Source organism: Paludibacterium sp. B53371, assembly GCF_018802765.1.
In the GTDB taxonomy this organism is placed as follows: Bacteria; Pseudomonadota; Gammaproteobacteria; order Burkholderiales; family Chromobacteriaceae; genus Paludibacterium.
In genome coordinates this window covers 2,076,455-2,101,997 of the sequence record NZ_CP069163.1, presented here as the reverse complement: position 1 = coordinate 2,101,997, position 25,543 = coordinate 2,076,455, and the positions used below count along the sequence as shown (strand labels likewise).

Genomic DNA, 25,543 nt, shown 5'->3' with positions numbered 1-25,543 from the left:
GATAAAAGGGATGTGAAATGTTCTTTCACCAGGGCAAGCGCCAGCGGCGCATCTCAGTGGGCGGGCGCGACCTGTTCATTCACAACCTGCCGGCACATTCACCGCAAGACCTGTATCACTACTGTATGACGATCAGCTGGCCACGGTTTTATTGGTTCATTGCGCTGGCGTTTGTCGTGTTGAACCTGGTGTTTGCCGCGCTCTATCAGCTTCAGTCTGGCGGCATTGCCAATCAATATCCGCAAGGTTTTCTCGGCGCTTTTTTCTTCAGTGTGGAAACGCTGGCCACGGTGGGTTATGGCGACATGCACCCGCAGACTCTTTATACCCACTGGATTTCCATGCTGGAAATCTTCATCGGCATGATGAGCCTGGCGCTGATTACCGGGGTGACCTTTGCCCGCTTCTCCCGTCCGCACTCCCGTATTGTCTTTACGCCCCATCCGATTGTGCGCACTTTCAACGGCGAGCGGGTGCTGATGTTCCGGGCCGGCAATGCCAGAACCAATTTCATCATTGATGCCAGTGCCCGCCTGCGTTTGCTGCAGCATGAGCTGACCGACGAGGGGGTGTCATTTCGCAAGTTCTACGATTTGCCGCTGATTCGGCATGAGCATCCGATGTTTTTGCTCGGTTGGACCATGATCCACAAACTGGATGAAAACAGTCCGCTGTTCGGGCGAGATGCCGCCTCACTGGCCGAGAAAAAAGCCCAGCTTGTCCTGACCATCAGCGGTATTGATGAAACCACTGTTCAGTCAGTGATTGCCCGGCAGGTTTTTTCGCATCAGGACATCCGCTGGGATCATGCCTTCGTCGATCTGATCTACGCCGACGAAAACGGTAATGATCATGTTGATTATCTGCGGTTGAAAGATGTCGTCCCCTTGAACAGGGGGGTGGCAGATGGATCTTAGTTTGACCGGGACGCATGTCAGGACCGGTCAATCATGGCCGGCTGCGGATCTGTTGCGAGGGGTGGGTGCAGGTAAATCGCTCATGAACGGGTGGCCGACTCCGCTTTGTAAGCGCAAAAAGCCCGCAAGGCGGGCTTTTTCTTGTTCCGGAGAGCTTAACGTTCAGTTGATGCCGTACGCCGCGCACGAATTTTCATATCGATCTTCAAGTTGGCTTTGGTGGCCAATTTCACCAGCACATCGAGACCAAATGCTTCGACTTTGTCGTTTACCAGGTCCGAGATACGCGTGGTCGTGATGCCGAAGAAGCGGGCTGCCTGACTCTGATTCATGTGGTTGTCGCTGATGAAGGTTTTTAAAGCCAGAATCAACTCGGCGCGCAATTGCATATTGGCGGGCGTTTCGGTGGTTTGCATAAAAATGTCCCAGACACTGGCAGGGCGTTGAGCGCTCATTGACCTTGTTCCTTATGTTGACTCAGGGGAGGGCGATGGGAGGGTGCTGCTGAATCTGCATGGCCTGCGTGGTCTTGCCAGACTGTGCTGCCAGTCCTTTGCCAGACTCGAATGCCGAAATCAGGTTGGCATTCATCGCAGCGATGGCACCCACAATCGCCAGCCCACAGCTGATGGCCGTCAGGATGAGATTGTTGCGCAGGGAGGAGACTTCCTTGTGCTGTGATTCGCGCTGCTGCTCGAGCTTGATGTTGAACGCCTGAGACTGCTGCGCCAGGGCAGTCATCAGGCTGTGATGGTCTGCGCGCTGCATCTCGCGTTGCTGGATGATGACGTCTTGCAGCCTGTCGAAGTCGATGCGCTGAGCCTCTCGTAACGCTGCGCAGTCAGCACGCTGCATCTCGCGCAACTGGATGATGGTTTCGAGCAGTTTGTCAAAATCGATGCGCTGGGCTTCGCGCAACGCAGCGTAATCCGAACGCTGCAATTCACGTTGTTGTGTCATGGCGTCCTGCAGCTTGTTGAAGTCGATGCGCTGAGCCTCACGTAACGCTGTGTAGTCAGCGTGCTGCATCTCGCGAAGCTGCATGATGGTGTTCAGCTGTTTATCGTCGTCAGCCCGTTGCCCCTCGCATAAAGTGCTGATGCTGTCCTGCAACTGCTCGATGCTTCGACGCAATGAAACCTGTTCTGACGCCTGCTGCTTCAATTGCTGTCTGACACTGTCCCCCAGGGTGGTGGTGGTGATTTTGCTCTGTTCGGCGGATTGCCGGACCTGCTCTTGCAGTGCCGTGATGCGATGGTCTACCCGTTGGATCCGACCGTGCATCCGTTGCTCAATCACCCCCAGGCAGGCATCGAGATGTCCGCTGGCAACGGCGAATTGACGGCGAGTCGCCATGCGAATGCCGTGCAAGTCCTCCGTGTGAGGTGGGAAATGGCTATGCGCATGGCTGCGAGCATGGGCTCTGCGGGTTTTCTGCATGTTGCGCTGTCGTCCTTTCGCGATGTTTGTCCATGCATGGCTCCCGCCATGCCTCATCGGGGAGGATCCCCCCCGGAGGGCTTTCGCCCCCGGCCTCCAGAGTGATTGCCTACTTCGCCAGCAACATCGTGCAACCTGCCAGCGGCCGGCCGTCAGCCGACACATCGCGCGGCAGACACCGCCGTGCCACCAGGTCAAACAACGGCAGCAACGGCGACGGATGCAGACGGCGAGTTGTGACGTACAGGGGGTGATTAACCATGCCTGTCAGCCATACTGACTCCTCGGCTGCCTTGGTGTGGTCAGCGGGTCCGGGGGTGGTTGCACCCCCCCGGGCCCTTTAACACGGCAAACCTGCCGCGCCACATACCCTAGCGAAGGAGGTGACAGACCAGCAAATCAGCGCGGTCAGACGAGGCAAGGAGCGGAAGGGGGCATACGCCTTCAGGGCCCGGAGAAAGGTGGTGCGCGAATGCCGGCGGTGCACTCGCTTCAGGTGCACCGTTACCCATACCATCACAGGGTCTGTCCATTCTCGGCGCGGATGACTTGTCCGGTCATGGAGCGCGAAGTGAGCAGAAGCCAGATGGTGTGTGCGATGTCTTCCGCTGTCGAAATGCGTTGCAGGGGAAGGTGGCCCGAGAGTTGGCGCATCTTGGCCTCATTGCCTGACCACCAGCGGGTATCGACAGCCCCAGGGGCAATGCAATTGACGCGGATGTCCGGCGCCAGGGCCCGTGCGAGGGATTTGGTCATGCCGTGCAGGGCGGCCTTGGAGACAGCATAAGGCAGGGATGAACCATAGCCTGTTTCTCCGGCGATGCTGCCTACATTGACGATGGCGCTGCCGGGTGTGGTGCGCAGATATGGGGCGGCAGCCCGGCTGCAATGGAATGCCCCTTTGACATTGACCGCAAAGAGTTCGTCCCAGGTGTTGTCGCTGATGGCTTCCAGTTCAGCGAACGGCAATTGTCGGGTGATGCCGGCATTATTCACCAGATAGGTGATGTTGCCGAAGGCTTCGGCGATCTTGGTCATCATTCGCCTTACCTGGTCATCGTCAGCGACATCCGCCTGGATGGCGATGGCTTCCCCGCCTGCCGCGCGGATCGTGTCAACGGTGTCCAGTGCTGCTGCACTACTGCGTGAGTAGACAATCACCACCATACATCCGGCGGCGCCCAGCATCTCGCTGGTGGCCCGGCCGATACCTGTGCCGCCACCGGTAATGATGGCAACGGCTTTTTGTGAATTGCTCATGTCGAGTTTCTCTTTCTTGTTTGCTGCAAGGGATCCGGAGAGTCGATCACGCCGCTGGGCTGTCATCAGCCAATCCCCCTTCGGTATGTGCTTAAGGTTGCAGGAGTGTGGCGCCGACCGTGGCGCCCGACTCGAGACGGCGATGCGCTTCTGCCGCCTGGTTCAGGGGCAGAACGGCACCAATGCTTGGCCGCAAGCCCATTTGCAACTGCCGGATGGTCGCCCTGGCACCTTCGCGGTAGCGGGCCAGATCCGTCATGAAGCGGAAGACGCCGGGGCGGATGAGTGCGACCGAACGTGCCGGGCCGAGCAGCGACAGATCCAGTGGACCGCTGTCGCCAGCGACCTGCCCGACGCTGGCGACCATGCCGTAGGGGCGGACGCAGCCGAGCGTGTCGAGCAGCGTCTTTCCGCCAATACCATCAATCGCGTAATCGACCCCTTGGCCATCGGTCAGGCGCATGACCGCCGCCACGAAGTCCTCCTCTCGGTAATGGATCGCGTGGTCCAGTCCATGTGCGGTGGCGAGCGCCGCCTTGGCCGGCGAACTGACCGTGCCAATGACGCGGGCCCCCATGGTTTTTGCCCATTGCACGATGACCAGCCCCAGACCGCCGGCGGCCGCGTGAACGAGGACGGTCTCGCCGGCTTTCAGGGGGCGAACATCGTTCAGCAGCATGTGGGTGGTGATGCCGCGCAACAACAGGCTGGCGACTGCGTCATCGGTGACATCGTCAGGCAAGGGGATAGCCCTTGCGGCCGGCAGGTTGCGTGCCCCGGCATAGCTGCCGGTGGGTGGCCCGGCGTAGGCGATGCGCTGGCCAATCTGTACCGTATCGACATCCGGGCCGAGCGCCTCGACCACCCCGGCTGCCTCGACCCCCAGAACCGCCGGCAGCGAGGGTAACGGGTAAAGGCCGGTGCGATGGTAGATGTCGACATAATTCACGCCGATTGCCGTATGGCGGACACGGATTTCACCGGCCGCCGGCGGAGGAAGGACGGTCTCGGTCGTGGTCAGTGTGGCAGCGTCGCCATACTGGCCGATGACGATCTGCGTCGTTGTGGAGGATGCTGGAAAAGATGCGTACTTGCTCATGTTTGGCTCCTGATGAATCAGCTTGCCAGCGCAGCATACGTTGCGCAAAATAGCTCATCAATTCGCAAAACATTGACATTTACTGTGCAAAAAAACACAAAAAATCCTGGTGCTGAGAAGCGTGGCCTGCAATGGGATGACATCCGCTACTTCCTCGAGCTTGCGCGCACTGGCAGCCTGTCGGGTGCCGCCCGGCGGCTCAAGGTCGAACACTCGACCGTCGCGAGACGGGTCGAGGCGCTGGAGCAGTCTCTGGGTATCCGGCTCTTTGACCGCTTGCCCAAAGCGTGGACATTGACGACGGAAGGCGAAACCCTGGTCGCCCAGGCCGGTCGGCTCGATGACGAGGCGCAGGCATTCTCGCGGATTGCCCTCGGCGTTTCATCCCTGCAGGGAACAGTCCGCATCTCCGCGCCCCCGGTGCTGGCCGGGCATTTTCTGGTGCCTCGCCTGGCCGCCATCCGCTCACGCTGGCAGAACATCGAACTGGAAGTGATTGGTGAATCGCGCGAGGCCAATCTGGCACGGGGGGAGGCCGACCTGGCCATCAGGATGTCGCGCCCCACGGCGCCGGGCCTGGCTGCCCGTTGCATCGGGGACATGGGATACGGACTGTATGCTGCCCATGGTTATACCAGCAGGCCCGCAGAAGCGTGGGCGTTTCTCGGTTACGACGATCACCTTGTCCAGGTGCCGCAGCAGCGATGGCTGGCTCAGTTTGCCGGCTCGCGGCCTTTCGTCTTCAGAAGCAACGATCTGGCGGCATTGCTCAATGCTGCTCGCGCCGGATTGGGCATTGCCGTGCTGCCGCATTTTCTGGCTGCCGGCGATGAGGCTCTGGCGTTGCTCGTCAACCCGGCCTGCCCGACGGTTCGGCAGATCTGGCTGGCGATGCATCCTGACGTCAAACGCTCGCCACGGGTACGGCTGCTTGCCGATCTTCTGGCGGAGTTGGTCGGTGAAGCGCAAGCCCTGCTGTCTGGCGCCCGGCCGGGCTGATGCCCGCCGCGTCTCACAGGGCGTCGTAGACCGCGTCGCTGACCGGCTCCAGCCACTCATTGCGGCCTTCAAGCCCCGGAATCTCGACCGCAATGTGGCTGAACCAGCTATCGGCTTTGGCCCCGTGCCAATGCTTCACGCCTGCCGGGATATAGACACAGACGCCTTCCTTCAGGCTGATGGCGTCTTCCCCTTCCTGTTGATACCAGCCTTCCCCCGCGGTACAGATCAGCATCTGGCCGCCCCCCTGCCTGGCGTGATGGATATGCCAGTGATTCCGGCAGCCAGGGGCAAAAGTGACATTGGCCAGAAACAGCGGGGCCTCTCCCGGCGGAACCAGTGCATTCAGGAAGGACGCACCGGAGAAGTATTGCGCATAGGCCTCATTGGGCATGCCGGTGCCAAACACATTGGCTTTTTCAAACTCGTTCTGATCTGTGTATTTCATGATTTCTGATTCCTTTCAGTACCAGAGAAAGCGCTCTTGTCGCGAGGCCTGTCAGTCTTGCTGCCAAATCGCCCGGGCCATACGGAAGGCGGCCCAGGCTTTGGGCCAGCCCGCGTAAAAAGCCAGGTGAGTGATCACCGCCACGATTTCTTCCCGGGTGATCCCGTTGCGCCTGGCGGTCTGCAAATGGAAGTCAAGTGCGCTGTCGAGCATGCCGCTGGCCATCAGCGCAGTCACGGTGATCAGGCTGCGGTCTCGGGCTGAAAGCTCGGTGTCTCGTGACCAGATCTGACCGAACAGCACATCGTCGTTGAGCGCGGCAAACTGGGGGGCAAAATCACCCAGTTGATCCCGGCCGGCCGTTACTTTGGGTTGGTTCATGGCGTACTTCCTGCAAGGTTGATTCATGGTGCGGGACGCCGGGAAAGGCCTGCACGCCCGGGTTTGCCTGGGCTGCGAGCACATTGCCATGGCGATGGTTGAACTTTATCAGTCCCACAGTCATGCCAGTAGTCGCTATCATTGAGATAGTGATATGAGGAAAATTCATGATGGCGCGTATGGACTTCAACACCTTGCAAACTTTCGTCGTCGTGGCGCGCGAGCGCAGCTTTACCCGGGCGGCGGCGCAGCTTGGGGTCTCGCAGTCGGCACTGAGCCATGCAATTCGTGGCCTGGAAGAGCGCCTTGGCCTTCGACTACTCACGCGCACCACCCGCGGGGTCTCTCCCACCGAGGCGGGGGAGCGCTTGTTGTCCAATATCGGTCCCTATTACGAAGGGATTGAGTTTGAGCTGGCGGCGCTGAGCGAGCTGAAAGAGAAACCGGCCGGCACGGTGCGCATCACCTCGCACGATCATGCGGTGGATACCGTCCTGTGGCCCAGGTTAAAAGACCTGCTGCACGATTACCCTGAGATCAAGGTCGAGATCAATATCCACTATGGGCTGATCGACATCGTTGCGGAGCGCTTCGATGCCGGGGTGCGCAGTGGCGACCAGGTGGCCAAGGACATGGTCGCCGTGCGGATCGGACCGGACTATCGTCTCGCCGTTGCCTGCTCCCCCGATTATCTGGCCGGCCGGTCCAGGCCGCTCATCCCGCAGGATCTGGCCACGCATGCGTGCATTGGCCTGCGTTTGCCGACCCACGGCGGCCTGTATGCCTGGGAGTTCGAGAAAGACGGCAAGGCGCTGGAGGTGCGTATCGATGGCCAGTTCGTGTTCAATACCACGCCACAGATGCTGCGCGCTGCCTTGGCCGGTTATGGCATGGCCTATGTGCCCGAAGATCTGCTTGCGCCCTATCTTGCGCGAGGCGAACTGGTGACGGTGCTGGAGGACTGGTGGCCCACCCTGACCGGATACCACCTGTACTATCCCAGCCGTCGGCAGTCTTCTCCGGCGTTTGCCTTGCTGGTCGAAGCGTTGCGCTATCGGCGTTGAGGTGAGCTGTTGTAGGGACGCCTTACCCAAATGTGTCATACGGCCATTGACGGGAGCCTTGTGTCGCACGTGTCTTTAATTTGTCATTGAATCAGCCGAATAAAAAGCTATAAGTCATATTGTGCAGGCCTTACTGACAGCGTGTCAGCTTGGTCATCCAGATAAAAAAGCAGCCTGCAGCGAGGACCTGACATCGTTCAAAGGGGCCATTGTGACGATTCGCAGCAAGCTTCAGCTTCTGGTGCTTTCGGTGTTTACCCTGCTGGCTTTATTGGCCGGCGTCATTTTCTTTGGCATGCAATCGGTGTCGGCAAGCGATGCCAAGGTCTATCACCAGGCACTGGATGCCCAGGCCATCATCGAGGTCAAGGCCAGCGCCCTGTCCACCATCATCCTCGATCCCGCTTCTCAGGATACGGTCAAGGTTTTTGCTGATGCCAATGGCAACATCGGTCGCATGGCCGATCAGTTGAATCACAGCGATACTGCCGTTCCCTACCAGGACAAGATCCGGCTGGTGTTGTCGCAGTGGCAGCAATACAGCAGCGAGTCGGCGTCGATCATTGCCGAGGCGTCCAGGGACAGCAAGGTGGCCAACGAGAAAGTCGTGGCGCTGTATCACAGCCGTTTTTTACCCCTGCAGGCCAGTATCGAATCCCTGGTGAAAACGCTGCAGGAAGATGCGCTGGCGAGCAAGCATCGTGCGGATCAGGAGCAAGTGCGCACACTGTGGTGGACGACCAGTCTGGCAATGGCTCTGGCGGTATTGCTGAGTGCGGCCCTGCTGCGGCTGGGCCAGCAGATTCACGTCTCTCTCGCCCAGGTCCAGCAGCGCATCATCCAGACGGCACAAGAAAAGAATCTGTCACTGCGGCTCCCTGCCCTGGGGCATGATGAAATCGGGCAGACGGCTGCCGCGTTCAATGGATTGATGACTGCGTTGCAGCAGGATTTCAACCAGTTGCAGCAACGTGCGGTTTCTCTCGCGGCAGCCGCAGAGCAACTGACCAGTACCGCGGCAGCGGTCAGCCAAACCGCGCATGAGCAGGGCTCGGCATCGACACTGATGGCAGACCGTCAGCAGGCGCTTTCCAACAATATCTTCCGCGTCGTCCATCAGGCCGAAGAGACGCTGACCTTGTCCACCTCGGCCGAGAGTCATGCAGACGAAGGTCACGAAGTCATCAGCCAGACACTCAAGCATATCCACGGCATTCTTTCGACCATCACCGAAGCCTCGCACCGCATTCGCGAGGTTGAGTCACACAGCAGCGAAATTCAGACTGTCATTGGCCTGATCGGCGCGATTGCCGACCAGACCAATCTGCTGGCCTTGAATGCCGCCATTGAGGCAGCCCGGGCCGGTGAGGCCGGGCGTGGTTTTGCCGTGGTCGCCGATGAGGTTCGCAAACTGGCCGAGCGCACCACCCAGTCAACGCACGAAATCACCCGGACCATCGAGACGATGATTCAGAGCGCGACCCAGGCCACCAGCCAGATGGCGAGCGTGGAAGACATGATGGCGGTGAGCAAGGGACAAGCCGATGAGGCCGGCATTGCGATTGAAAAGATTCGCCATGCCATTGCCGAAGCCGCCGGCATGGTCGGCAGCATGACCAATGCGCTGAGTGATCAGCAGGGACTGTATGACGAAGTGACCCGTGAAATTGCGCATACGGCAACGCTGTCCGGACAAGGACACCAAGTGGCGCAACAACTTGCCAGCGCCGCTCTGCAGGTGCGTCAACTGGCCGATGAGCAGCGGACCACGCTGGCGCTATATCGCTATTGATAGCCGGGGAAGTGGTCCGGCGGAGAAACAGGGAAGTGGCTCTGGGGACACGCGCTTGTCGGCGGTACCATGATGTCGTTCGCACGCCGCATGCGGCTCGGGCGGACAGGTTATCCGAATCACGCAAGCATGGTTGATGGAGTCTGGATGTATATCCCGGAAAAATTCACTGAACAGCGCCCGGCAGAGCTGGCGCGACTGATTCGTCAGTTCCCGCTGGGCAGCCTGTCGTATTGTGTCGACGGGCGGCTCGATGCCATTCATGTGCCGTTCGAATTCGAGCCTTCGCCGCAGGGGGGCGTGCTGCGGGCCCATATCGCCCGTGCCAACCCGCTCTGGACCGAGCTGACCACCGGTGCCGAGGTGCTGGTGTTGTTCCGCGGCGAGGATGCCTATGTCTCGCCCAACTGGTACCCCAGCAAACACGCGCTCCATCGTCAGGTACCGACCTGGAATTACCAGGCCGTGCATGTGCGTGGTCGCTTTCGCGCGATCGATGACGAGAAGGCGGCAAGGGGCGTTGTGGCCCGCCTGACGCGCACCCACGAGGTACGGGTACAGGAAGCCAGACCGTGGAAAATGACGGACTCGGCGCCTGATTATATCGATGCACTGCTGAAGCAAATCGTGGTGATCGAAATCGACATCACCGAGATCGTCGGCATCTCCAAGGCCAGTCAGAACAAAGAGGCACATGACCGCGAATCAGTCGCCGGACAGATGCAACGACTGGGCAAAGACGAGATGTCACGGGTCATCACCCATGCGCAGCACCCCCACGCCACCCCGGATAACCTGTAGGGTGCAATCGCCGACGGCATTGCACCCATTGGGTCTTACATGCCCGGCAGCACCGGTTCGCAACGGACTTCGCTTTTAACTGAGTTGGCGATGAAGCATGCCTCGTGGGCCAACTGATGCATGGCGACAATCTCCTCTCTGTCCGGGCATTGGGGGCCGGCAAACTGCACCGCCGGGCGCAAAGTTACCCGCGTCATGGCCAGCCTGCCTTCGGCGTTCTTGCCCATGAAGCCCTGCGCCTTGTCCTGATAATGATCCACGCAGTATTGCCGGCCCGCGGCGATATCCAGAAACCACAGCATATGGCAGCTGGACAGGGCCGCGACAAAGGCCTCCTCCGGATCGACCGCGGCGGCATCGGACATGGGCGGCGGTACCACCGCTGGTGAGGACGAGCCGGGCACGATGGTACCCCCATCAAAACGCAGCCAATGCTGCCGGCTGTAGCGGCGGTCGAGAAACGGCTGCTCGCCGCGCTGCCACAAGACTTCGACGACAAATGACGCCATGGTTTGCCTCTCATTTTCTCAAGTGTGGCGATGCAGAAAGACCGTCAGGCTGTCCTTGGGTGGCTGGATGCCGGCGCGTGCCAGCACATTGCCCACCATGCCACGGTGATAATTGCCATGCGTCAGCAGGTGCATCAGCATTTGATCGCGTTGCATGCTGCCGGCCTGGCCATCGACAAAACAGAAATCCAGCTGTTGTGCCAGGTCGGTGTTATCCAGCGTGTGCAGGTAGTGCTGGAACCAGCGGTCACTGTCTTGCTGGCGGGTAAGCAGCGTCGCCAGTGTCGGTGTGTCCGTGGTATTGAGGGCAGCCCAGCCGTGCGGCAGTCCCTGCAGATTGGCCTGAAAGATCTGCTCGACCACCCAGACATGATTCAGGAGACGCAGGACTGTGGTCTGGTCCTGCGCCGACAGGCTGCTCAGGTGCACCGCCAGCAGGGCGTGAAGCTGTTCATGGGCCCATGCCTTGTATTGAAACAGGGTCTGCAATGTCTGCTGCATCCGATGTCCTCCGTCAAAGCTTCAGCGTATTCCTTATTCGTGAATTTATAATCAGTTCATCTGGAAACTCATTGATGAATGGATTTCATTAATATGATCGGCACACAGACAATCGAGCTGCTGGCGGTCGTGCAGCTCGCCGAAACCGGCAGCTTTACGCGCGCCGCCGAGCGCCTGGGGCTGACCGCTTCAGCCTTGTCCAAAGCGATAGACCGGCTGGAAAAACGCCTCGGCAGCCGGTTGTTTGCCCGCAGTACCCGGCGTGTGGTGCCCACCGCCGAGGGCGAACGCTTTATCGCGCATGCGCGGCGCATTGTGGATGATCTGGCGGCGGCCGAAGCTGATCTGCGCCTGGGCCGCCGCATACCGCAAGGCACCTTGCGGCTGACCGTGGGGACCGCCTTTGGTAACCATCAACTGCTGCCGGCGCTTCCGCGCTTTCTGGCGATGTATCCTCAGGTCAGTCTGGAGGTCTCGGTCACGGATCATCTGGTGGATATTGCGGCCGACGGATTTGATCTGGGCTTGCGGCTGGGGCCGCTGGGCCCGGTGGATGATCTGGTGGCCCGGCCCATTACCGCGTTGCCGCGCAAAGTGTGTGCCGCGCCGGCCTATCTGCAGCAGGCTGGTGAGCCGCGACATCCGGCAGAGCTGGCACAGCATCAGTGTCTGGTGGTGGCCGATGTGGCACAGGCCGATCAATGGCCGTTCCGGGTCGACGGACAGCAAAGGATGATCGACGTCGGCGCCCGCCTGCGCGTGGATAGTGCCGAGTCCCTGCTGAGTCTGGCCCTGGCTGGCGGCGGCATCATTCGCCAGTCGGCCTTCATGCTCGAGCCAGCCCTGCAGTCAGGGCGGCTGGTCGAAGTGCTGAAGCCCTGGCGTGTCGATGACCCCATGCCACTGACGGCACTGTTTCCGCCCGGCCGGCAACATCAGGCCAAACTGACGGCCATGCTGGATTTCCTGCAGCAAAATTTTGGCGGTCAAGGGTAGCGAAAGACGGAGAAAGACGGGGTCAGGTCTTGTTTTTTGCATCTCGATGCAAAAAACAAGACCTGACCCCGTCTTTCTGGATGGGTGTTTAATCCTCGCCCGGCCAGTCGAGCGTGCGTTGGCTATAGAAGCTGCGTGCCTGACCGTCGATCGGGTCGGTGAAGTGAATGGCGCGTGCCAGCAGGCACAGCGGTGCGCTGAAGTCATCGGCGGCCTTGTCGGGTAATAAGTCCGGGTACCAAGGATCACCGCAGATGCCGATGCCCAGTGCGGCCAGGTGGGCGCGCAGCTGGTGTTTCTTGCCGCTACGCGGTTGCAGGTGGTAGCGCGCCAGCATCCCGCGCCGCTCGATCAACGCAATATGGGTTTCGCTGTTGGCTTCGCCCGCTACTTCGATCATGCGAAAGTGGCCCTCGGCCTCCTGCAGGCGACTGCGGTAGACCATGGGCAAGGTCAGCTCCGGCCGCCAGGCACCGATGGCCTCGTATTCTTTTTGCACCTGGTGTTGCTGGAACAGGGTCTGGTAGGCGCCGCGCTCTTGTGGCCGACAGCAGAACAGCATGACGCCGGCCGTTTCCCGGTCCAGCCGGTGGATCGGCGTCAGCGCCGGCAGGGCCAGTTCACGTCGCAGGCGGCCGAGCAGGGTCTCGTGCACATGGCGGCCTCCGGGAATGCTGGCGAGAAAATGCGGTTTGTCGGCGACGATCAGATGCTCGTCACGGTAGAGAACGGGGGCATTGAACGGGATCGGGGTTTCGGCAGCCACTTCGCGGTAGTACCAGATCAGCTGGCGTGCCGGATAGGGGCTGTCGGGCTGGAAGGGCCGTCCCTGGGCATCGAAGATCCGTCCCTCTGTCAGGCGTTGTTGCCAGCTAGCCTGATCCACATGGGCAAAGCGCTCGCAGAGAAAGGCCAGCAGGGTCGGCCAGCTGCCAGGGGGCAAGTGCAGTCTGCTGGGTGTCAGGCCCTGGCGTGCAGGGAGGGGGGCGGACGGCTTGGACATGGTCAGGCTGACTCCGGCTGGGCATCGCGCCAGGTCAGCCAGACTCGCATATCGAACTCGAGCTGGTGGTAGTCCGGCTCCATATGGCAGCACAGTTGATAGAACGCCTTGTTGTGGTCTTTTTCCTTCAGGTGTGCCAGCTCGTGCACCACCAGCATGCGCAGAAAGTCTTCCGGTGCCTCGCGCATCAGCGAGGCAATGCGGATTTCGTTCTTGCTCTTGAGCTTGTTGCCCTGTACCCGCGCCACGAAGGTATTCGTCCCCAGCGTGCCCTTGACCGGATGCTGCTGGCCGTCGAACTGCACCTTGGCCAGGGCGGGCGCGTTCTTCAGGTAGCGCTGTTTCAGATCGCTGACGTACTGGTACAGCGCCTTGTCGGTCTGGATGGTGTGGCGGACCGGGTAGCGCCGTGCGAGCCAGTCACCGAGTTTGTTGGTTTGCAGCAGGGTCAGTACCTGTTCCTGCAAGGTGGCGGGATAGCCATGGAGGTAGTGAAGCGAGGTCATGGCGCCATGGTAGCGGTTTTTGCCAGATTTGCCTTGCGTTGCAACAAGCCCCGGCGAGCCGGGGCTTGTTGTCTGCGGCTCAGTGCCCCAACTGGCGCAGCGGGTGGGCGTTGTCCGGCCAGGGGCTGTCGAAGTGGCTGTCAATCCAGTCGTGGCTGAGCTGGCTCCAGCTGTGTGACCATCTGGGCTGCCGGTCCTTGTCCACCAGCAGGGCGCGAACGCCTTCGACGAATTCGCTGCGCGCGCAGACATTGACCGACAGCGTCAGTTCCATGCGTAACACATCGGCCAGCGACTGGTGGGCGGTACGCCGTTCAATCTCCCACGACAATGCCGCACTGGTCGGGCAGCCATGCAGGAAGCCTTCGCGCGCTTTGGCCAGCCAGGGATCGTCGAAGCTGGCGCATTCCAGGCTTTGCCGCACATCCTGCAGGGTGCCCTGGTTCATCAGGCGGCGGATGGTGTCGAAGTGGCGTTGCACCGGGCTGTCGAGTGCCGGATGGTCCTCCATGGCGCCCAGCAGTTGGCTGACATAGGCCTTGTGGTCGCGCGGATCGGCCGGCCAGGGTGCGCTGACCAGGCGGTCGAGCATGCTGTCGAAGGCGCCGGCTGCCAGGATGTGGTCACCCAGGTTGAGCCACAACGCATCGGCCGCATTGACCGGGGCGCCGGTCAGTGCCAGGAACAGGCCGACCCTGGCCGGCATGCGTGACAGAAACCAGCTGCCACCGACATCCGGGTACAGGCCGATGGTGATTTCCGGCATGGCGATGCGGCTGGTGGCGGTCAACACGCGGTGGCTGGCACCGGCCAGCAGGCCCAGGCCGCCGCCCATGACGATACCGCTGCCCCAGACGATCAGGGGTTTCGGGTAGCAATGGATGCGGTAGTCGAGGGTGTACTCCTCGCTGAAGAAGCTTTCTGCGTCCGGGTGCGGGGCGTTGCCCGGGCGGTCGATCAACGCCTGGCGCAGGGCGCGCACATCGCCGCCGGCGCAGAAGGCTTTGTCGCCGGCGCCGCGCAGCACGACGCCGACCACGGCGGCATCGTGCTGCCAGGCGATCAGTTGGCGATCAAGTGCGCGGATCATGGGCAGCGTCAGGGCATTGAGGCTCTTTTCGCTGTTGAGGGTGGCGATGCCGAGCTGTTGGCCCGCGCCGCAAGGCAGGGTGCTGAATTCAACCGGGTTCATGCGTTTTTCCATTGCGGGCTGCGCTTTTCCAGAAAGGCGTTGACCCCTTCGTGCTGGTCCTGGCTGTCGAACAGGCGCACAAAGGCTTCGCGTTCGCGGATCAGGTTGCTGGCCATCGGCTGATGGCGGCCAGCCTGGATCAGGGTCTTGCAGGCAGCCAGCGAGCCGGGGGACTGGCGCGCAGCCTGTTCGGCCAGCTTCAGGGCGCTGTTCAGCGCTTCGCCACGCGGCACCATCTGTTCGATCAGGCCGATGCGCAGGGCGGTCGGCGCATCAACGCGCTCACCGCACAAAATCATGCGTTTGGCCCAGCCTTCGCCAACCAGCCAGGGCAGGTTCTGCGTGCCGCCGGCACAGGGCAGCAGGCCGACCGAGGCTTCCGGCAGTGCCAGTTGCACCTGTTCTTCGGCAATGCGCAGGTCGCAGGCCAGCGCACACTCCAGCCCGCCGCCCATGGCATAGCCGTTGATGGCGGCAATGCTCAGGCCGCGGAAGGCGCTCAGTGTCTCGAAGGCTTCGGCGAACAGGATGGTCAGCGTCTGTGCCACGGCCTTGTCGCTGTCGGCAAATTGCTTGAGGTCGGCTCCGGCCGAGAAGAATTTTTCGCCCTGGCCAGTGATCACCAGGGCGTAAATGTCGCGCTCGGCATTGAGCTGCAGCACGCATTGTTTCAGCGCAGCCAGATTGTCGCGGGTGAAGGTGTTGGCCGGCGGGTTGGCCAGTGTCAGCAGGGCAGTATGGCCCAGGCGTTCCAGTTGAATGGTGTCAGTCACGCATCTCTCCTAGCGCAGGGTGTCGAGCGCGCCGGCGCTCAGCAGTTTACGGGCGATGATCAGTCGCATGATTTCGTTGGTGCCTTCCAGAATCTGGTGGACCCGGGCGTCGCGCACATGGCGTTCGAGCGGGAAGTCTTTCAGATAGCCGTATCCGCCGAACAATTGCAGCGCTTCATTGGCCACCTTGAAGCCGGCGTCGGTGGCAAACCGTTTGGCCATGGCGCAATAGGTGCCGGCCTCCGGGCTGCCACTGTCAAGCTGCCAGGCGGCCAGACGCACCATCTGTCGGGCGGCCACCAGCTCGGTCAGCATGTCGGCCAGGCGGAATTGCACGCTCTGCATCTCGGCCAGATGCTGCCCGAACTGCCGTCGCTGCTGCACATAGGTCCCGGCGGCATTCAGGGCTGCCTGGGCGCAGCCAAGGGCGCAGGCGGCAATGTTGATGCGCCCGCCATCCAGACCGCGCATGGCCAGTTTGAAACCCTGACCTTCTTCGCCCAGCAGGTTGTCGGCCGGAATCTCCACCTGGTCGAAGGTCACGGCGCGGGTCGGCTGGTTGCACCAACCCATTTTACGTTCTTTTTTGCCATATCCAATGCCGGGTGCATCAGCGGGGACAACAAAGGCGGAGATCCCGCCTGCGCCAGGGCCGCCAGTACGGGCCATGACCACCAGCACATCGGTGCTGCCGGCGCCGGAAATGAACATTTTCGAGCCGCTCAGGCGGTAGCCGCCGGCCGTGCGCTCGGCGCGCGTTTGCAGTGAGGCGGCATCCGAGCCGGCATTCGGCTCAGTCAGACAGTAGCTGCCCAGTTTGTCGCCGGCCACCATTTGCGGCACCCAGTGTCCGGCAACCTCCGGTCGGGCGAAGCGGGCGATCATCCAGCCGACCATATTGTGGATGGTCAGGTAGGCGGCGGTAGCGGTGCAGCCGGCGGCCAGTTCTTCAAAGATCAGGGCGGCATCCTGCCGTCCCAGACCGAGGCCACCGAACGTTTCCGGGATGTACAGACCGCAGAAACCGAGGTCGGCCGCCTGGCGGATGGCGTCCAGCGGGAAGTGCTCCTGTTCGTCCCATTCGGCGGCATGCGGCGCCAGCGCGTCCTGGGCAAAGCGGCGGGCGGCGTCCTGAAAGGCGCGCTGGTCATCGGTGAGGGCAAAGTCCATGTCTGTCTCCGCTCAATAGGTGTAAAAGCCCTGACCGCTCTTTTTGCCCAGCTGGCCGGCGGCGACTTTTTGTGCCAGCAGGGGGCAGGCGCGGTATTTGCTGTCACGGAATTCCTGATAAAGCACATCCATGATCGACAGACAGGTGTCCAGACCAATCAGATCCGCCAGCGCCAGCGGGCCGAGGGGGTGATTCATGCCCAGTCTCATCACCGTGTCGATGTCCTCGGCGCTGGCGATGCCTTCGTACAGGGCAAAGGCTGCTTCGTTGATCATTGGCATCAGGATGCGGTTGGAAATGAAGCCCGGAGCATCCTGCACGGTGACCGGGGTTTTCTGGCACTGGCGAGCCAGGTCCATGACGGTCTGCCAGGTGGTGTCACTGGTACGCAGGCCACGGATCACTTCGACCAGCGGCATCAGCGGCACCGGGTTCATGAAGTGCATGCCGATCACCTGCGCCGGGCGGCGGGTCCAGGCGGCGATGCGGGTCAGCGGGATAGACGAGGTGTTCGATGCCAGTAGCGTTTCCGGCGGACTGAGCCGGTCCAGCTCTTCAAAGATCTGTTGCTTGATGGCCTGGTTTTCGCTGGCGGCTTCAATGATGATCTGGCGCTCGTGCAGTTCGCTCAGGCTGTTGGCCGGGTGCAGACGCGCCAGGGTGGCGGCCTTGTCTTCGGCGCTGATCTGACCTTTCTGGCAGAAGCGGTCCAGGCTGGCGGCTATTTTTCCCAGTGCTGCATCGACGGCACTGGCCGAGACATCGACCAGGATGACATGACAGCCGCTGGCGGCCAGAACCTGGGCAATGCCATGGCCCATGGTGCCGGCACCGATGACGGCGGCGCGTTCGATCTTCATTGGCAGATCCCTTTTTGTGGCTTGTTCTTATGACAAATGGTGCTTTTACCATAGCGTAACGTTTACGTTAACGTCAATTGTGATCTATCATGGACTGACCCTGATTTTCCTTCCTGTGGAGAGCAATGATGCAACAGCAAGACATCGTGATTGTTGGTATGGCGCGTACCCCGATGGGGGGGCTGCAGGGCGATCTGGCGCACCTGAGCGCCGGTGAACTGGGAGCGGCGGCGATTCGCGCTGCGGTGGTGCGTGCCGGTGTGGCGGCCGATCAGGTCGAAGAAGTCATCATGGGCAATGTGCTGGGGGCGGGGCAGGGCCAGGCACCGGCACGTCAGGCCGCACTCAAGGGCGGACTGCCCGAATCGACGGCCTGCCTGACGATCAACAAGATGTGTGGTTCGGGTATGAAGGCGGTGATGCTGGCGCATGACCAACTGAAGGCCGGGTCGGCGGCGGTGATGGTGGCGGGCGGAATGGAAAGCATGAGCCGCGCCCCGTATATCATCCCCAAGGCACGTACCGGTTTGCGGCTGGGCCATGGCGAGCTGAAGGATCATATGTTCCTCGACGGGCTGGAGGATGCCTATGACAAGGGCCAGCTGATGGGGGTGTTTGCCGAGCAGTGCGCCGAGCATTACGGTTTCACCCGGGCCGCGCAGGATGCCTATGCGCTGGAGTCGCTGGCGCGCGCGCAGCAGGCGATCGAGAGCGGGGCCTTCTCGGACGAGATCGTGGCGCTGGAAGGCGAGCGTGCGGTCAGCCAGGACGAGCAGCCGCTCAAGGCCCGTCCGGACAAGATTCCGCAGCTCAAGCCGGCGTTCAGGAAAGATGGCACGGTGACGGCGGCCAATGCCAGTTCGATTTCCGACGGCGCGGCGGCGCTGGTGCTGATGACAGCCGCCGAGGCGGCGCGTCGTGGCCTGACGCCGCTGGCACGCATTGTTGGCCATGCCACCCACGCGCAGGCCCCGGCCTGGTTCACCACCGCCCCGGTGGGGGCGATGAAGAAGCTGCTGGCGCAGACCGGCTGGTCGGTGAGCGAGGTGGATCTGTTCGAGGTCAACGAGGCGTTTGCCGTGGTGGCGATGGCGGCGATGCGCGAACTGGATCTGCCACATGCCCGTCTGAATGTTCGCGGCGGGGCCTGCGCACTCGGGCATCCGATCGGTGCGTCCGGTGCACGCATTCTGGTGACGCTGATTTCGGCCCTGCGTCAGACCGGTGGTCGTCGCGGGGTGGCCAGTCTGTGTATCGGCGGTGGCGAAGCGACCGCCATGGCGATTGAGCTGATGTAAGCAGGTATGTCCACGGCACCTGTTTGGTTTGGCAGAAGGCCCTCCCCGTCAGGGAGGGCCTTCTGTTCAGCTTGCTGACAAACCCTTGTCCGCGTAGCGGACGCTCCCTTGCAGGGCAAGGGCGGGGGGTTAAGGCGTCGATGGGCAGGCTGGAAAATCAGTCAGTTGGTGACAAGGCCCGGCTTTGCCGGGTCCTCCAATATGGTCGCAAACCACCATTGTTAACAGCCTGGGCAGAAGGCCCTCCCCGTCGGGGAGGGCCTTCTGTTGTCCGCAACTGCCAATCGCGTGCAGACAATGCTTAGTGCTGATGGCCGTGCTCGCCATGGACATGCTGATGGGCAATTTCTTCCTGGCTGGCCTCGCGCACGTCCAGTACTTTGATCTGGAAGCGCAGGGTCTTGCCGCACAGCGGGTGGTTGCCATCCAGCAGGACCACCGGGCCCTTGATCTTGGTGACGAAGTAGTAGCGGGGCTCGCCATCCGGGCCGAGGCGGCGGATCTGGCCGCCAACCTTGATGCCGGGCGGGAAGTCGGCTTTGGGCATGCTGGTGACCAGCGCCTCGTCACGTTCGCCAAAGGTGTCTTCGCTGACGAGTTCCAGTGTGGTCTGAAAGCCCGCTTCCTGACCTTCCAGCGCGGCCTCCAGTTTGGGGAAGAGGTTGTCGTAACCCCCATGCAGGTAGGACACCGGCGACTTGCCATCGTCGTAAACATGTCCCTGGCTGTCGGTGACTTTCATCCGCAAGGTGACGGCGCTGTTCGAGGTAATTTTCATGATTGCTGAGGGCTGATGAACAAAGCGGGAAGGTTGGCAGTTCCGCCAGGGGGTGTCAACAACCTCCCCGGCGGGCGCCATGGCTACAGTGCCAGCCCCATCAGGATCTCATCCTGAGGCTGGCCATGGACAACCATGGCCTCGGGTTCGACGCCATAGGGCACAAATCCCAGCGAACGGTACAGACGGATGGCCGGAACATTGGTGCCGTGGACGCTCAGCAAAAGACGGCTGACGCCGGGCTGTTGCCTGGCATGGGCAATGGCGGCCTGCATCAGCTTTCTTCCCGTACCGCTGCCGCGCGCGCTTTCGGCGACATACATGCTGACGATGGTCAGTTTGTGCTGTTGTTTGCGCCGTGCGTGCTGCAGCAGACCGACCATGCCGACCAGCTGTCCGTCGCAGAAGGCGCCGATCATGCCGACGCAGGGCGGCTCGGTCAGCCGCTGGGCAAATTGCGCTACGGAGAGGGATGCTTCTTCATCCGGGTAGGGGACGAAGGACAGTGGGTCGGTGTGCAGGCTGTGCAGCCGCAGCGCACGAAAGGCTTCGGCATCGTTGGCTTGCAACAGGCGGAGTGTGATGTCCATGGGGGGCCTCAGTCGGCCTGCCGCATGGCGGCAAAGGCCTGGATGATGCGCTCGGCAGTGGCCAGTGGCTGTTCCAGCGGGAACAGGTGGCTGCCGGGCTGATGATCGGTTTGCAGCCCCAGACGCTGGCGCACATAGTGCAGGTCGTGCGCGTTGAGCACCGGTTTGTCGCCGGCGGCCAGGTAGAGCCCCGGTACCCGGTTGCGATCACGGTAGCGGTGCATATTGTGTGGCAGGGTGCAGTAGATCTGATGCTCGATGGCCGGCCGGAACTTGAGCTGGCGGCCACCATGCCCGTCGTCGATCGTGCCATGACGGGCATAGTCCCACAGACAGTCCGGATCAAAACGGCTGAACATCGGCTTGCGGCCGAAATAATCGTGCACCATCTCGACCGAAGCCCAGCTGTCGCGTCGCTTCAGGGTGTTGCCGCCCGGGGTGACGCGGTCGATGAAGCCCAGCTTCTTGGCCAGCCAGATGCTCCAGGCGCGGCGTGGCGCGAACAGGGGGGAGTCCAGAATGACCAGTCCTTTGAACAGGTCGGGGCGCTCGATGGCGGCGTACAGCACCAGGATGCCGCCGAGGGAGTGCCCGACTGCCCATACGGGGCCCTGGCCGCCTTGTTCGATGGCAGCGATGGTTTCATCTACCAGCTGTGGCCAGCAGTCACGGATGGCATAGGCCGGGTTGTGACCGATGCAGTCGGTGTAGGACACGGTGTAGTGCTGGCCCAGCGCCGTCAGCATTTTTTGATAAACACTGGCGGGGAAGCTGTTTGCATGGGCAAAATACAGGTGTTCTGTCATGGTCTATGCAAATTGGAACAAACGTTTGTCATAGTAGCGGAATTTTTTACTGATTGGTAAGCATCGGAAGGCTCGGGGAACTGGCCGGTTGTGTATCAGTCCATTCTGGTCGACCCGATAATAAGGCCCTGCATGAAACAGCGTTTTTTCCTCTTTTTTATCTTGCTGGCATCGCTTGCCATGTTGATTCGTCCCGCCCAGGCGCTGGAGCAGGGCGATTTGCTGCGCCCGGAAAAGGCCTTTGTCACTTCGGTGCAGAGAACCGGCGATGAACTGATGCTGACGCTGGACGTGGCAGAGGGTTATTACGTCTACCGTGATCGTATGCAATTGACCACCACCCCGCCGGACCTGCTGCAGGCGGTGCGTTTCCCTGCCGGTGAGGTGAAAAACGATCCCTATTTCGGCCGTCAGGTGATCTTCGAGCGCCAGAATCGCATCGTGGTGCCATTGCGACCCGGTGCGCCGGCGCAGTTCACCCTGTCGGTACGCCTGCAAGGCTGCGCCAAGGTGGGGGTCTGCTATCCGCCATATACCCGCAAGCTGCAGGTCGGCGGGACCGATGCTTCGGCCGGTGCCTGGCTGACCGGCTGGCAGACCCCGTCCCCGGCCGGCAGTCAGCCGGCCCCCCGGGGGCTGCCGCTGACGCTGCTGGCTTTCTTTGCCGCCGGGGTCGGCATGGCCTTCACCGCCTGCATGTACCCGCTGCTGCCCATCCTGGCCTCACTGATTGCCGGGCAGGGGGGCACGCTGACGCGCCGGCGCGGATTTGCCCTGTCGCTGGCTTATGTGCAGGGACTGGCGCTGACCTATACCGCCGTCGGCGTGGTGGCCGGGCTGACCGGCTCGCTGTTGACCGTCTGGCTGCAGCAGCCGGCGGTGATCCTGTCGGCCTGCGCCCTGATGGTGTTGCTGGCCCTGTCGATGTTCGGGCTGTTCAACATCCAGTTGCCCAATGCCTTGCAGTCGCAGCTGGCCGCGTGCGCCAATCGCCTGCCGGGCGGGCGACTGCTGACGGTGTTGCTGATGGGGGCTTTGTCGGCGCTGATTGTCGGGCCCTGCGTGGCCCCGCCGCTGGCGCTGGCGCTGGGCTATATCGGCAGCACCGGTGATGCCTGGCTGGGCGGGCTGGCTTTGTATCTGATGGCGCTGGGCATGGGGGTGCCCCTGATGCTGGTCGGGACCTTCGGCGCACACCTGCTGCCGCGTGCCGGCCGCTGGATGAACGGGGTACGGGCGGTCTTCGGCGTGGTGATGCTGGCGGTGGCCCTGCAACTGGCGACGCCCTTTCTGCCCGGCTGGCTGGTGCTGACGGCCTGGGGGGGGTTGTGCATCGGCTCGGCGGTGTTTCTGCGGGCATTTGATGCGCTGCCGGTCAATGCTCACTCCCTGACCCGCCTGGGCAAGGCGCTGGGACTGGTCCTGTTTCTGATCGGGGCAGCCGAACTGGTTGGTGCGCTGGCGGGCGAGTCAAATCCGCGGGCGCCGCTGGCCTGGCTGGGGGGGCGTGCGGCGGCGGCCGCGCCGGGCAGCCTGCCGCATTTTGCGCCGGTGGCCGATGTCACCGGCTTTGATGCTGCCTTGCAGGCAGCGGCCGGGCGGCCGGTGGTGCTCGATTTCTATGCCGACTGGTGTGTCAGCTGCAAGGAGATGGACGACACCACCTGGCGCGCAGCATCGCTGGTCGGGCCGCTCTCGGGCATGACCCTGCTGCGTGCCGACGTGACGCAGAACAGTGAAGCGCATGCCGCGCTGCTGCGCCGTTTCGGCCTGTACGGCCCGCCGGGCATTATTCTGCTGGATGCCCGCGGACAGGAACGTGATCGTATCATTGGTTATATCGATGCAGCGGCGCTGGCCAAAAGGCTGGCGGCGTTGCAGTCCGCACAGTGAGTCGGGCGCCAGTGGCGCCGGGAGAAGGAATGTTTGCCAAGAGTCTGTCGAATGTCAGCGTGATGGGTGTCATGCGCATCGCCGTGGTGCTGTTGCTGGTGGTGGCCTGTTATCGCATCATCCAGCCGTTTCTCGGTGCGCTGATCTGGGCGGTGATCATTGCCGTGTCAGTCTGGCCGGCCTACAACTGGCTGGTCTACAAACTGCATAATCGTCGCCGGCTGGCGGCGCTGGTGATGATCGGGGCGATCGCCCTGGCGATTGCCGCACCGATTGCCCTGATGATTCTGTCTCTGGGGGATCTGTGGCCGTTCCTGAGCCAGATTGCGCGCGGGCTGGGCAACTACCACCTGCCCGATGCGCCGGCCTGGCTGCTCAACCTGCCGTTTGTCGGTGACCCGCTCGGCCAGATCTGGCGCGGGGCACAGAACGATCTGCCGGCGATGCTGGGCAAGCTGATGCCGGCCATCAATCGCGGCGCACTGTGGTCCCTGTCCTATGGCGCGCAGCTGGTGCTGAGCCTGCTGGAGATCGTGCTGGCGCTGGTGGTGGCCGGTTTGCTGCTGATCAATGGCGAGCATGCCTGGCGTGTTGCCGAGGCCACCATCATCAAACTGGGTGGTGCGCCGGCCATCGAATTGCCCGAGGTGGTCTCGCGTACGATTCGCGGCGTGACCACCGGGGTGATCGGTACCGCACTGGTGCAGACCCTGCTGTGTGTGATCGGTCTGGTGATTGCCGGCGTGCCGGCGCCGGTGGTGCTGGGTTTCCTGTGTTTCATGCTGGCGGTGGCGCAGTTGCCGACGCTGCTGGTATGGCTGCCGGCGGCGCTGTGGGTGTTCTACACCGGGCACAATGGCCTGGCGATTTTCCTGACGCTGTGGGGGTTCCTGCTGGTCAATACCATCGATAACTTCATCAAGCCGGTGCTGATCAGTCAGGGGGCCAAATTGCCGCTGTCGCTGATTTTCATCGGCGTCATCGGCGGCCTGCTGGCCTGGGGCATGATCGGCCTGTTCATCGGCCCGACCTTGCTCGCCGTCTGCTACACCCTGTTTGTCCACTGGTTGCGCGGCGACGGGTCGCTGCCGCCGGGCGCCTGAGCCACCAGAAGGCGCCCGGGCGCTGTCTGGCTTTACAGCCAGCCCAGTTGCAGCGCCAGGGTGCCCAGCATCAACCCGCCGAGGATGGCGAGGAAAGTGGGCAGGCAGCGCAGGGCCAGCTCACGTCCGCCCATGCTGAAGATCAACCCCATCTTGAACAGTGCGTTGGCACCGACCGCCAGGGCAATGGCCGTCGCGCAGGACACGGCTTCAAAGCGTTGCTGGGCAAACAGGTTCAGCACGGTCAGTACGATGGCGTCGACTTCGTTGGCGCCGGAGATCACCGCGACGGTATAGACCCCCGAGCGTCCGAATTCGGCATTCAGCCAGGCCGAGACCAGCAGGATCAGTGCGAAAGCGGCGGCAAAGCCCAGTGCCATCTTGAGGTCGGCCGGGTTGCTCAGCGCCAGCTGTTGCTGGTCTTCCTGTCGTTGTTGCCGGTGGTGGCGCAATAACGCGATGGCCAGCCCGAGCAACATGCCGGGGGCCATGACCGTGGCGACAAAGGGCAGGGCGGCCGGTGCCAGTGCGGCGGCAAACAGCATCATGCGCAAGTTCAGTACCAGATTGGCCAGCTGGATGATGGTACTGGCGCGCACCAGGCTGGCGGGCTCGCGCTTGACCTGGCGGGCATAGATCAGACTGGTGACGGTGGAGGACACCAGGCCGCCGAGCAGTCCCAGCAGTGGTGCGCCCACCCGGTTGCCAAACAGGCGTACCGACAGATAGCCGACCTGACCCAGACCGACGATCAATACCACCATCAGCCAGACCTGATGCGGGTTGAAGGCCTCGAAGGGCCCAATGGCCCGGTTGGGCAGCAGCGGCAGGATAATGAAGCTCAGTGCACCGAACTGCAGCAGGGAGTAGATGTCGCGCCGGTCTAGCTTGCGGGTCAGCCCGACCAGCTCCGGCTTGAGGTAGAGCAGGGCCGTGACCAGGATGGCCCCGGCCACGGCCAGCGGCGCGTAGCCGTAATAAACCAGTACGCCCAGGCAGTAGACCACCACAAAGGCTGCAATGGTCGTGGTGTGCGGGTCGCTGTTTTCGTCGACGCCATGCACGCCGGGCAGAAAACCGAAGGCCGTCAGTACCAGCAGGCCCGCCAGCGGGAACAGTGGTTCGCCGCTGTGCTGGCCGATCATGGCGCACAGGGTGCCGAACATGGCGCCCAGCGGAAACGTGCGAATCCCGGCCAGGACATGGCGTTTGCGCTCGCGTTCGATGCCGACCAGCAGGCCGATGCCCAGGCTGGTCAGCAAGGCGGGCAGCGCTTCCAGCGGGGTGCCGGTCAGCTGCAGCCAGTCTGCAGGGTGAAAGCCGTTCATGTGAGCCCCTTCCGGCAAGCAAAAAGCCGGCATGC

28 protein-coding genes are annotated in these 25,543 nt (G+C 62.1%); 9 read left to right on the top strand and 19 right to left on the bottom strand.

Annotated features, from left to right (window positions below; genetic code table 11):
• Positions 1-17: 17 nt before the first annotated feature.
• Entirely contained in the window at positions 18-917 is a 900-nt protein-coding gene (locus JNO51_RS10160; RefSeq protein ID WP_215776672.1) for an ion channel, read from the top strand.
• Positions 918-1,072: 155 nt separating this feature from the next.
• Here the strand turns inward: JNO51_RS10160 and JNO51_RS10155 are convergent, their stop codons facing one another.
• From JNO51_RS10155 to JNO51_RS10135, 5 genes are all read right to left on the bottom strand, one after another.
• Positions 1,073-1,372 carry a helix-turn-helix domain-containing protein gene (locus tag JNO51_RS10155; protein WP_215776671.1) on the bottom strand — a complete coding sequence of 100 codons (300 nt, stop codon included), beginning with the start codon at positions 1,370-1,372 and terminating at the stop codon, positions 1,073-1,075.
• Between the two features lie 22 nt (positions 1,373-1,394).
• The gene (locus tag JNO51_RS10150; RefSeq protein WP_215776670.1) at positions 1,395-2,273 is read right to left on the bottom strand and encodes a hypothetical protein; all 879 of its coding nucleotides are present in this window, start codon (positions 2,271-2,273) and stop codon (positions 1,395-1,397) included.
• A 193-nt stretch (positions 2,274-2,466) separates the two neighbouring features.
• Positions 2,467-2,619: a hypothetical protein gene (locus JNO51_RS10145; protein WP_215776669.1), complete on the bottom strand. Its 153-nt coding sequence runs from the start codon at positions 2,617-2,619 to the stop codon at positions 2,467-2,469.
• Between the two features lie 254 nt (positions 2,620-2,873).
• Positions 2,874-3,683, bottom strand: a complete 810-nt coding sequence (locus tag JNO51_RS10140; protein WP_215776668.1) for an SDR family NAD(P)-dependent oxidoreductase — start codon at positions 3,681-3,683, stop codon at positions 2,874-2,876.
• Positions 3,684-3,708: 25 nt separating this feature from the next.
• Entirely contained in the window at positions 3,709-4,716 is a 1,008-nt protein-coding gene (locus tag JNO51_RS10135; RefSeq protein WP_215776667.1) for a quinone oxidoreductase, read from the bottom strand.
• A gap of 84 nt (positions 4,717-4,800) precedes the next feature.
• On the opposite strand from JNO51_RS10135, the gene JNO51_RS10130 reads away from it, so the two are divergent.
• The gene (locus tag JNO51_RS10130) at positions 4,801-5,715 is read left to right on the top strand and encodes a LysR family transcriptional regulator (RefSeq protein WP_252346058.1); all 915 of its coding nucleotides are present in this window, start codon (positions 4,801-4,803) and stop codon (positions 5,713-5,715) included.
• Between the two features lie 13 nt (positions 5,716-5,728).
• On the opposite strand, the gene JNO51_RS10125 is transcribed toward JNO51_RS10130, so the two are convergent.
• Both JNO51_RS10125 and JNO51_RS10120 read right to left on the bottom strand, forming a co-directional pair.
• A complete protein-coding gene (locus tag JNO51_RS10125) occupies positions 5,729-6,163 on the bottom strand; it encodes a cupin domain-containing protein (RefSeq protein WP_215776665.1) in 435 nt (144 codons plus the stop codon).
• Positions 6,164-6,214: 51 nt separating this feature from the next.
• Entirely contained in the window at positions 6,215-6,544 is a 330-nt protein-coding gene (locus JNO51_RS10120; RefSeq protein WP_215776664.1) for a carboxymuconolactone decarboxylase family protein, read from the bottom strand.
• Between the two features lie 167 nt (positions 6,545-6,711).
• Here JNO51_RS10120 and JNO51_RS10115 point away from each other — a divergent pair, with 167 nt between their 5' ends.
• From JNO51_RS10115 to JNO51_RS10105, 3 genes are all read left to right on the top strand, one after another.
• On the top strand, positions 6,712-7,608 hold the full coding sequence (locus tag JNO51_RS10115; RefSeq protein ID WP_252346057.1) for a LysR family transcriptional regulator: 897 nt from the start codon (positions 6,712-6,714) through the stop codon (positions 7,606-7,608).
• A 211-nt stretch (positions 7,609-7,819) separates the two neighbouring features.
• Entirely contained in the window at positions 7,820-9,400 is a 1,581-nt protein-coding gene (locus JNO51_RS10110) for a methyl-accepting chemotaxis protein (protein WP_215776663.1), read from the top strand.
• A gap of 147 nt (positions 9,401-9,547) precedes the next feature.
• Positions 9,548-10,201, top strand: a complete 654-nt coding sequence (locus JNO51_RS10105) for an FMN-binding negative transcriptional regulator (protein ID WP_215776662.1) — start codon at positions 9,548-9,550, stop codon at positions 10,199-10,201.
• 35 nt (positions 10,202-10,236) lie between these two features.
• On the opposite strand, the gene JNO51_RS10100 is transcribed toward JNO51_RS10105, so the two are convergent.
• Both JNO51_RS10100 and JNO51_RS10095 read right to left on the bottom strand, forming a co-directional pair.
• Positions 10,237-10,710 (bottom strand): OsmC family protein, encoded by a 474-nt coding sequence (locus JNO51_RS10100; RefSeq protein WP_215776660.1) that lies wholly within the window; start codon positions 10,708-10,710, stop codon positions 10,237-10,239.
• Positions 10,711-10,728: 18 nt separating this feature from the next.
• Positions 10,729-11,211, bottom strand: a complete 483-nt coding sequence (locus tag JNO51_RS10095) for a DinB family protein (protein WP_215776658.1) — start codon at positions 11,209-11,211, stop codon at positions 10,729-10,731.
• A gap of 78 nt (positions 11,212-11,289) precedes the next feature.
• On the opposite strand from JNO51_RS10095, the gene JNO51_RS10090 reads away from it, so the two are divergent.
• Complete coding sequence (locus tag JNO51_RS10090) at positions 11,290-12,207, top strand: LysR family transcriptional regulator (protein ID WP_215776655.1); 918 nt, start codon at positions 11,290-11,292, stop codon at positions 12,205-12,207.
• 88 nt (positions 12,208-12,295) lie between these two features.
• Here JNO51_RS10090 and JNO51_RS10085 read toward each other — a convergent pair whose 3' ends face one another.
• The 6 genes from JNO51_RS10085 to JNO51_RS10060 all read right to left on the bottom strand — a co-directional run bounded on the left by JNO51_RS10085 (position 12,296) and on the right by JNO51_RS10060 (position 17,712).
• On the bottom strand, positions 12,296-13,210 hold the full coding sequence (locus JNO51_RS10085) for a pseudouridine synthase (RefSeq protein ID WP_252346056.1): 915 nt from the start codon (positions 13,208-13,210) through the stop codon (positions 12,296-12,298).
• A 2-nt stretch (positions 13,211-13,212) separates the two neighbouring features.
• A complete protein-coding gene (locus tag JNO51_RS10080; protein WP_215776653.1) occupies positions 13,213-13,716 on the bottom strand; it encodes a M48 family metallopeptidase in 504 nt (167 codons plus the stop codon).
• A 79-nt stretch (positions 13,717-13,795) separates the two neighbouring features.
• On the bottom strand, positions 13,796-14,908 hold the full coding sequence (locus JNO51_RS10075; protein WP_215776651.1) for an enoyl-CoA hydratase/isomerase family protein: 1,113 nt from the start codon (positions 14,906-14,908) through the stop codon (positions 13,796-13,798).
• A complete protein-coding gene (locus tag JNO51_RS10070) occupies positions 14,905-15,681 on the bottom strand; it encodes an enoyl-CoA hydratase (RefSeq protein ID WP_215776649.1) in 777 nt (258 codons plus the stop codon). The genes JNO51_RS10075 and JNO51_RS10070 overlap by 4 nt, the downstream gene beginning before the upstream one ends.
• Before the next feature lie 9 nt (positions 15,682-15,690).
• On the bottom strand, positions 15,691-16,851 hold the full coding sequence (locus tag JNO51_RS10065; RefSeq protein WP_215776647.1) for an acyl-CoA dehydrogenase family protein: 1,161 nt from the start codon (positions 16,849-16,851) through the stop codon (positions 15,691-15,693).
• Between the two features lie 12 nt (positions 16,852-16,863).
• Positions 16,864-17,712, bottom strand: a complete 849-nt coding sequence (locus JNO51_RS10060; RefSeq protein WP_215776646.1) for a 3-hydroxybutyryl-CoA dehydrogenase — start codon at positions 17,710-17,712, stop codon at positions 16,864-16,866.
• Positions 17,713-17,840: 128 nt separating this feature from the next.
• On the opposite strand from JNO51_RS10060, the gene JNO51_RS10055 reads away from it, so the two are divergent.
• A complete protein-coding gene (locus JNO51_RS10055; RefSeq protein ID WP_215776645.1) occupies positions 17,841-19,010 on the top strand; it encodes an acetyl-CoA C-acyltransferase in 1,170 nt (389 codons plus the stop codon).
• A gap of 301 nt (positions 19,011-19,311) precedes the next feature.
• Here JNO51_RS10055 and JNO51_RS10050 read toward each other — a convergent pair whose 3' ends face one another.
• The 3 genes from JNO51_RS10050 to JNO51_RS10040 form a co-directional block, all read right to left on the bottom strand.
• Positions 19,312-19,788: a peptidylprolyl isomerase gene (locus JNO51_RS10050; protein ID WP_215776644.1), complete on the bottom strand. Its 477-nt coding sequence runs from the start codon at positions 19,786-19,788 to the stop codon at positions 19,312-19,314.
• Between the two features lie 83 nt (positions 19,789-19,871).
• Complete coding sequence (locus JNO51_RS10045; protein WP_215776643.1) at positions 19,872-20,378, bottom strand: GNAT family N-acetyltransferase; 507 nt, start codon at positions 20,376-20,378, stop codon at positions 19,872-19,874.
• A gap of 8 nt (positions 20,379-20,386) precedes the next feature.
• Positions 20,387-21,184: an alpha/beta hydrolase gene (locus JNO51_RS10040; RefSeq protein WP_215776642.1), complete on the bottom strand. Its 798-nt coding sequence runs from the start codon at positions 21,182-21,184 to the stop codon at positions 20,387-20,389.
• 180 nt (positions 21,185-21,364) lie between these two features.
• Here JNO51_RS10040 and dsbD point away from each other — a divergent pair, with 180 nt between their 5' ends.
• Positions 21,365-23,077: a protein-disulfide reductase DsbD gene (gene dsbD, locus JNO51_RS10035; RefSeq protein WP_252346055.1), complete on the top strand. Its 1,713-nt coding sequence runs from the start codon at positions 21,365-21,367 to the stop codon at positions 23,075-23,077.
• 29 nt (positions 23,078-23,106) lie between these two features.
• The gene (locus JNO51_RS10030) at positions 23,107-24,180 is read left to right on the top strand and encodes an AI-2E family transporter (RefSeq protein WP_215776638.1); all 1,074 of its coding nucleotides are present in this window, start codon (positions 23,107-23,109) and stop codon (positions 24,178-24,180) included.
• 32 nt (positions 24,181-24,212) lie between these two features.
• On the opposite strand, the gene JNO51_RS10025 is transcribed toward JNO51_RS10030, so the two are convergent.
• Positions 24,213-25,508 carry a DUF4010 domain-containing protein gene (locus JNO51_RS10025; protein WP_215776636.1) on the bottom strand — a complete coding sequence of 432 codons (1,296 nt, stop codon included), beginning with the start codon at positions 25,506-25,508 and terminating at the stop codon, positions 24,213-24,215.
• Between the last annotated feature and the right edge of the window lie 35 nt (positions 25,509-25,543).

Excerpts from the sequence above, each read along its gene's own strand:
- JNO51_RS10160 (WP_215776672.1), top strand. The coding sequence starts at position 18 with ATGTTCTTTCACCAGGGCAAGCGCCAGCGGCGCATCTCAGTGGGCGGG.
- JNO51_RS10155 (WP_215776671.1), bottom strand. The coding sequence starts at position 1,372 with ATGAGCGCTCAACGCCCTGCCAGTGTCTGGGACATTTTTATGCAAACC.
- JNO51_RS10150 (WP_215776670.1), bottom strand. The coding sequence starts at position 2,273 with ATGGCGACTCGCCGTCAATTCGCCGTTGCCAGCGGACATCTCGATGCC.
- JNO51_RS10145 (WP_215776669.1), bottom strand. The coding sequence starts at position 2,619 with ATGGTTAATCACCCCCTGTACGTCACAACTCGCCGTCTGCATCCGTCG.
- JNO51_RS10140 (WP_215776668.1), bottom strand. The coding sequence starts at position 3,683 with ATGACAGCCCAGCGGCGTGATCGACTCTCCGGATCCCTTGCAGCAAAC.
- JNO51_RS10135 (WP_215776667.1), bottom strand. The coding sequence starts at position 4,716 with ATGAGCAAGTACGCATCTTTTCCAGCATCCTCCACAACGACGCAGATC.
- JNO51_RS10125 (WP_215776665.1), bottom strand. The coding sequence starts at position 6,163 with ATGAAATACACAGATCAGAACGAGTTTGAAAAAGCCAATGTGTTTGGC.
- JNO51_RS10120 (WP_215776664.1), bottom strand. The coding sequence starts at position 6,544 with ATGAACCAACCCAAAGTAACGGCCGGCCGGGATCAACTGGGTGATTTT.
- JNO51_RS10115 (WP_252346057.1), top strand. The coding sequence starts at position 6,712 with ATGATGGCGCGTATGGACTTCAACACCTTGCAAACTTTCGTCGTCGTG.
- JNO51_RS10105 (WP_215776662.1), top strand. The coding sequence starts at position 9,548 with ATGTATATCCCGGAAAAATTCACTGAACAGCGCCCGGCAGAGCTGGCG.
- JNO51_RS10100 (WP_215776660.1), bottom strand. The coding sequence starts at position 10,710 with ATGGCGTCATTTGTCGTCGAAGTCTTGTGGCAGCGCGGCGAGCAGCCG.
- JNO51_RS10095 (WP_215776658.1), bottom strand. The coding sequence starts at position 11,211 with ATGCAGCAGACATTGCAGACCCTGTTTCAATACAAGGCATGGGCCCAT.
- JNO51_RS10090 (WP_215776655.1), top strand. The coding sequence starts at position 11,290 with ATGGATTTCATTAATATGATCGGCACACAGACAATCGAGCTGCTGGCG.
- JNO51_RS10085 (WP_252346056.1), bottom strand. The coding sequence starts at position 13,210 with ATGTCCAAGCCGTCCGCCCCCCTCCCTGCACGCCAGGGCCTGACACCC.
- JNO51_RS10080 (WP_215776653.1), bottom strand. The coding sequence starts at position 13,716 with ATGACCTCGCTTCACTACCTCCATGGCTATCCCGCCACCTTGCAGGAA.
- JNO51_RS10075 (WP_215776651.1), bottom strand. The coding sequence starts at position 14,908 with ATGAACCCGGTTGAATTCAGCACCCTGCCTTGCGGCGCGGGCCAACAG.
- JNO51_RS10065 (WP_215776647.1), bottom strand. The coding sequence starts at position 16,851 with ATGGACTTTGCCCTCACCGATGACCAGCGCGCCTTTCAGGACGCCGCC.
- JNO51_RS10060 (WP_215776646.1), bottom strand. The coding sequence starts at position 17,712 with ATGAAGATCGAACGCGCCGCCGTCATCGGTGCCGGCACCATGGGCCAT.
- JNO51_RS10055 (WP_215776645.1), top strand. The coding sequence starts at position 17,841 with ATGCAACAGCAAGACATCGTGATTGTTGGTATGGCGCGTACCCCGATG.
- JNO51_RS10050 (WP_215776644.1), bottom strand. The coding sequence starts at position 19,788 with ATGAAAATTACCTCGAACAGCGCCGTCACCTTGCGGATGAAAGTCACC.
- JNO51_RS10045 (WP_215776643.1), bottom strand. The coding sequence starts at position 20,378 with ATGGACATCACACTCCGCCTGTTGCAAGCCAACGATGCCGAAGCCTTT.
- JNO51_RS10040 (WP_215776642.1), bottom strand. The coding sequence starts at position 21,184 with ATGACAGAACACCTGTATTTTGCCCATGCAAACAGCTTCCCCGCCAGT.
- dsbD (WP_252346055.1), top strand. The coding sequence starts at position 21,365 with ATGTTGATTCGTCCCGCCCAGGCGCTGGAGCAGGGCGATTTGCTGCGC.
- JNO51_RS10030 (WP_215776638.1), top strand. The coding sequence starts at position 23,107 with ATGTTTGCCAAGAGTCTGTCGAATGTCAGCGTGATGGGTGTCATGCGC.
- JNO51_RS10025 (WP_215776636.1), bottom strand. The coding sequence starts at position 25,508 with ATGAACGGCTTTCACCCTGCAGACTGGCTGCAGCTGACCGGCACCCCG.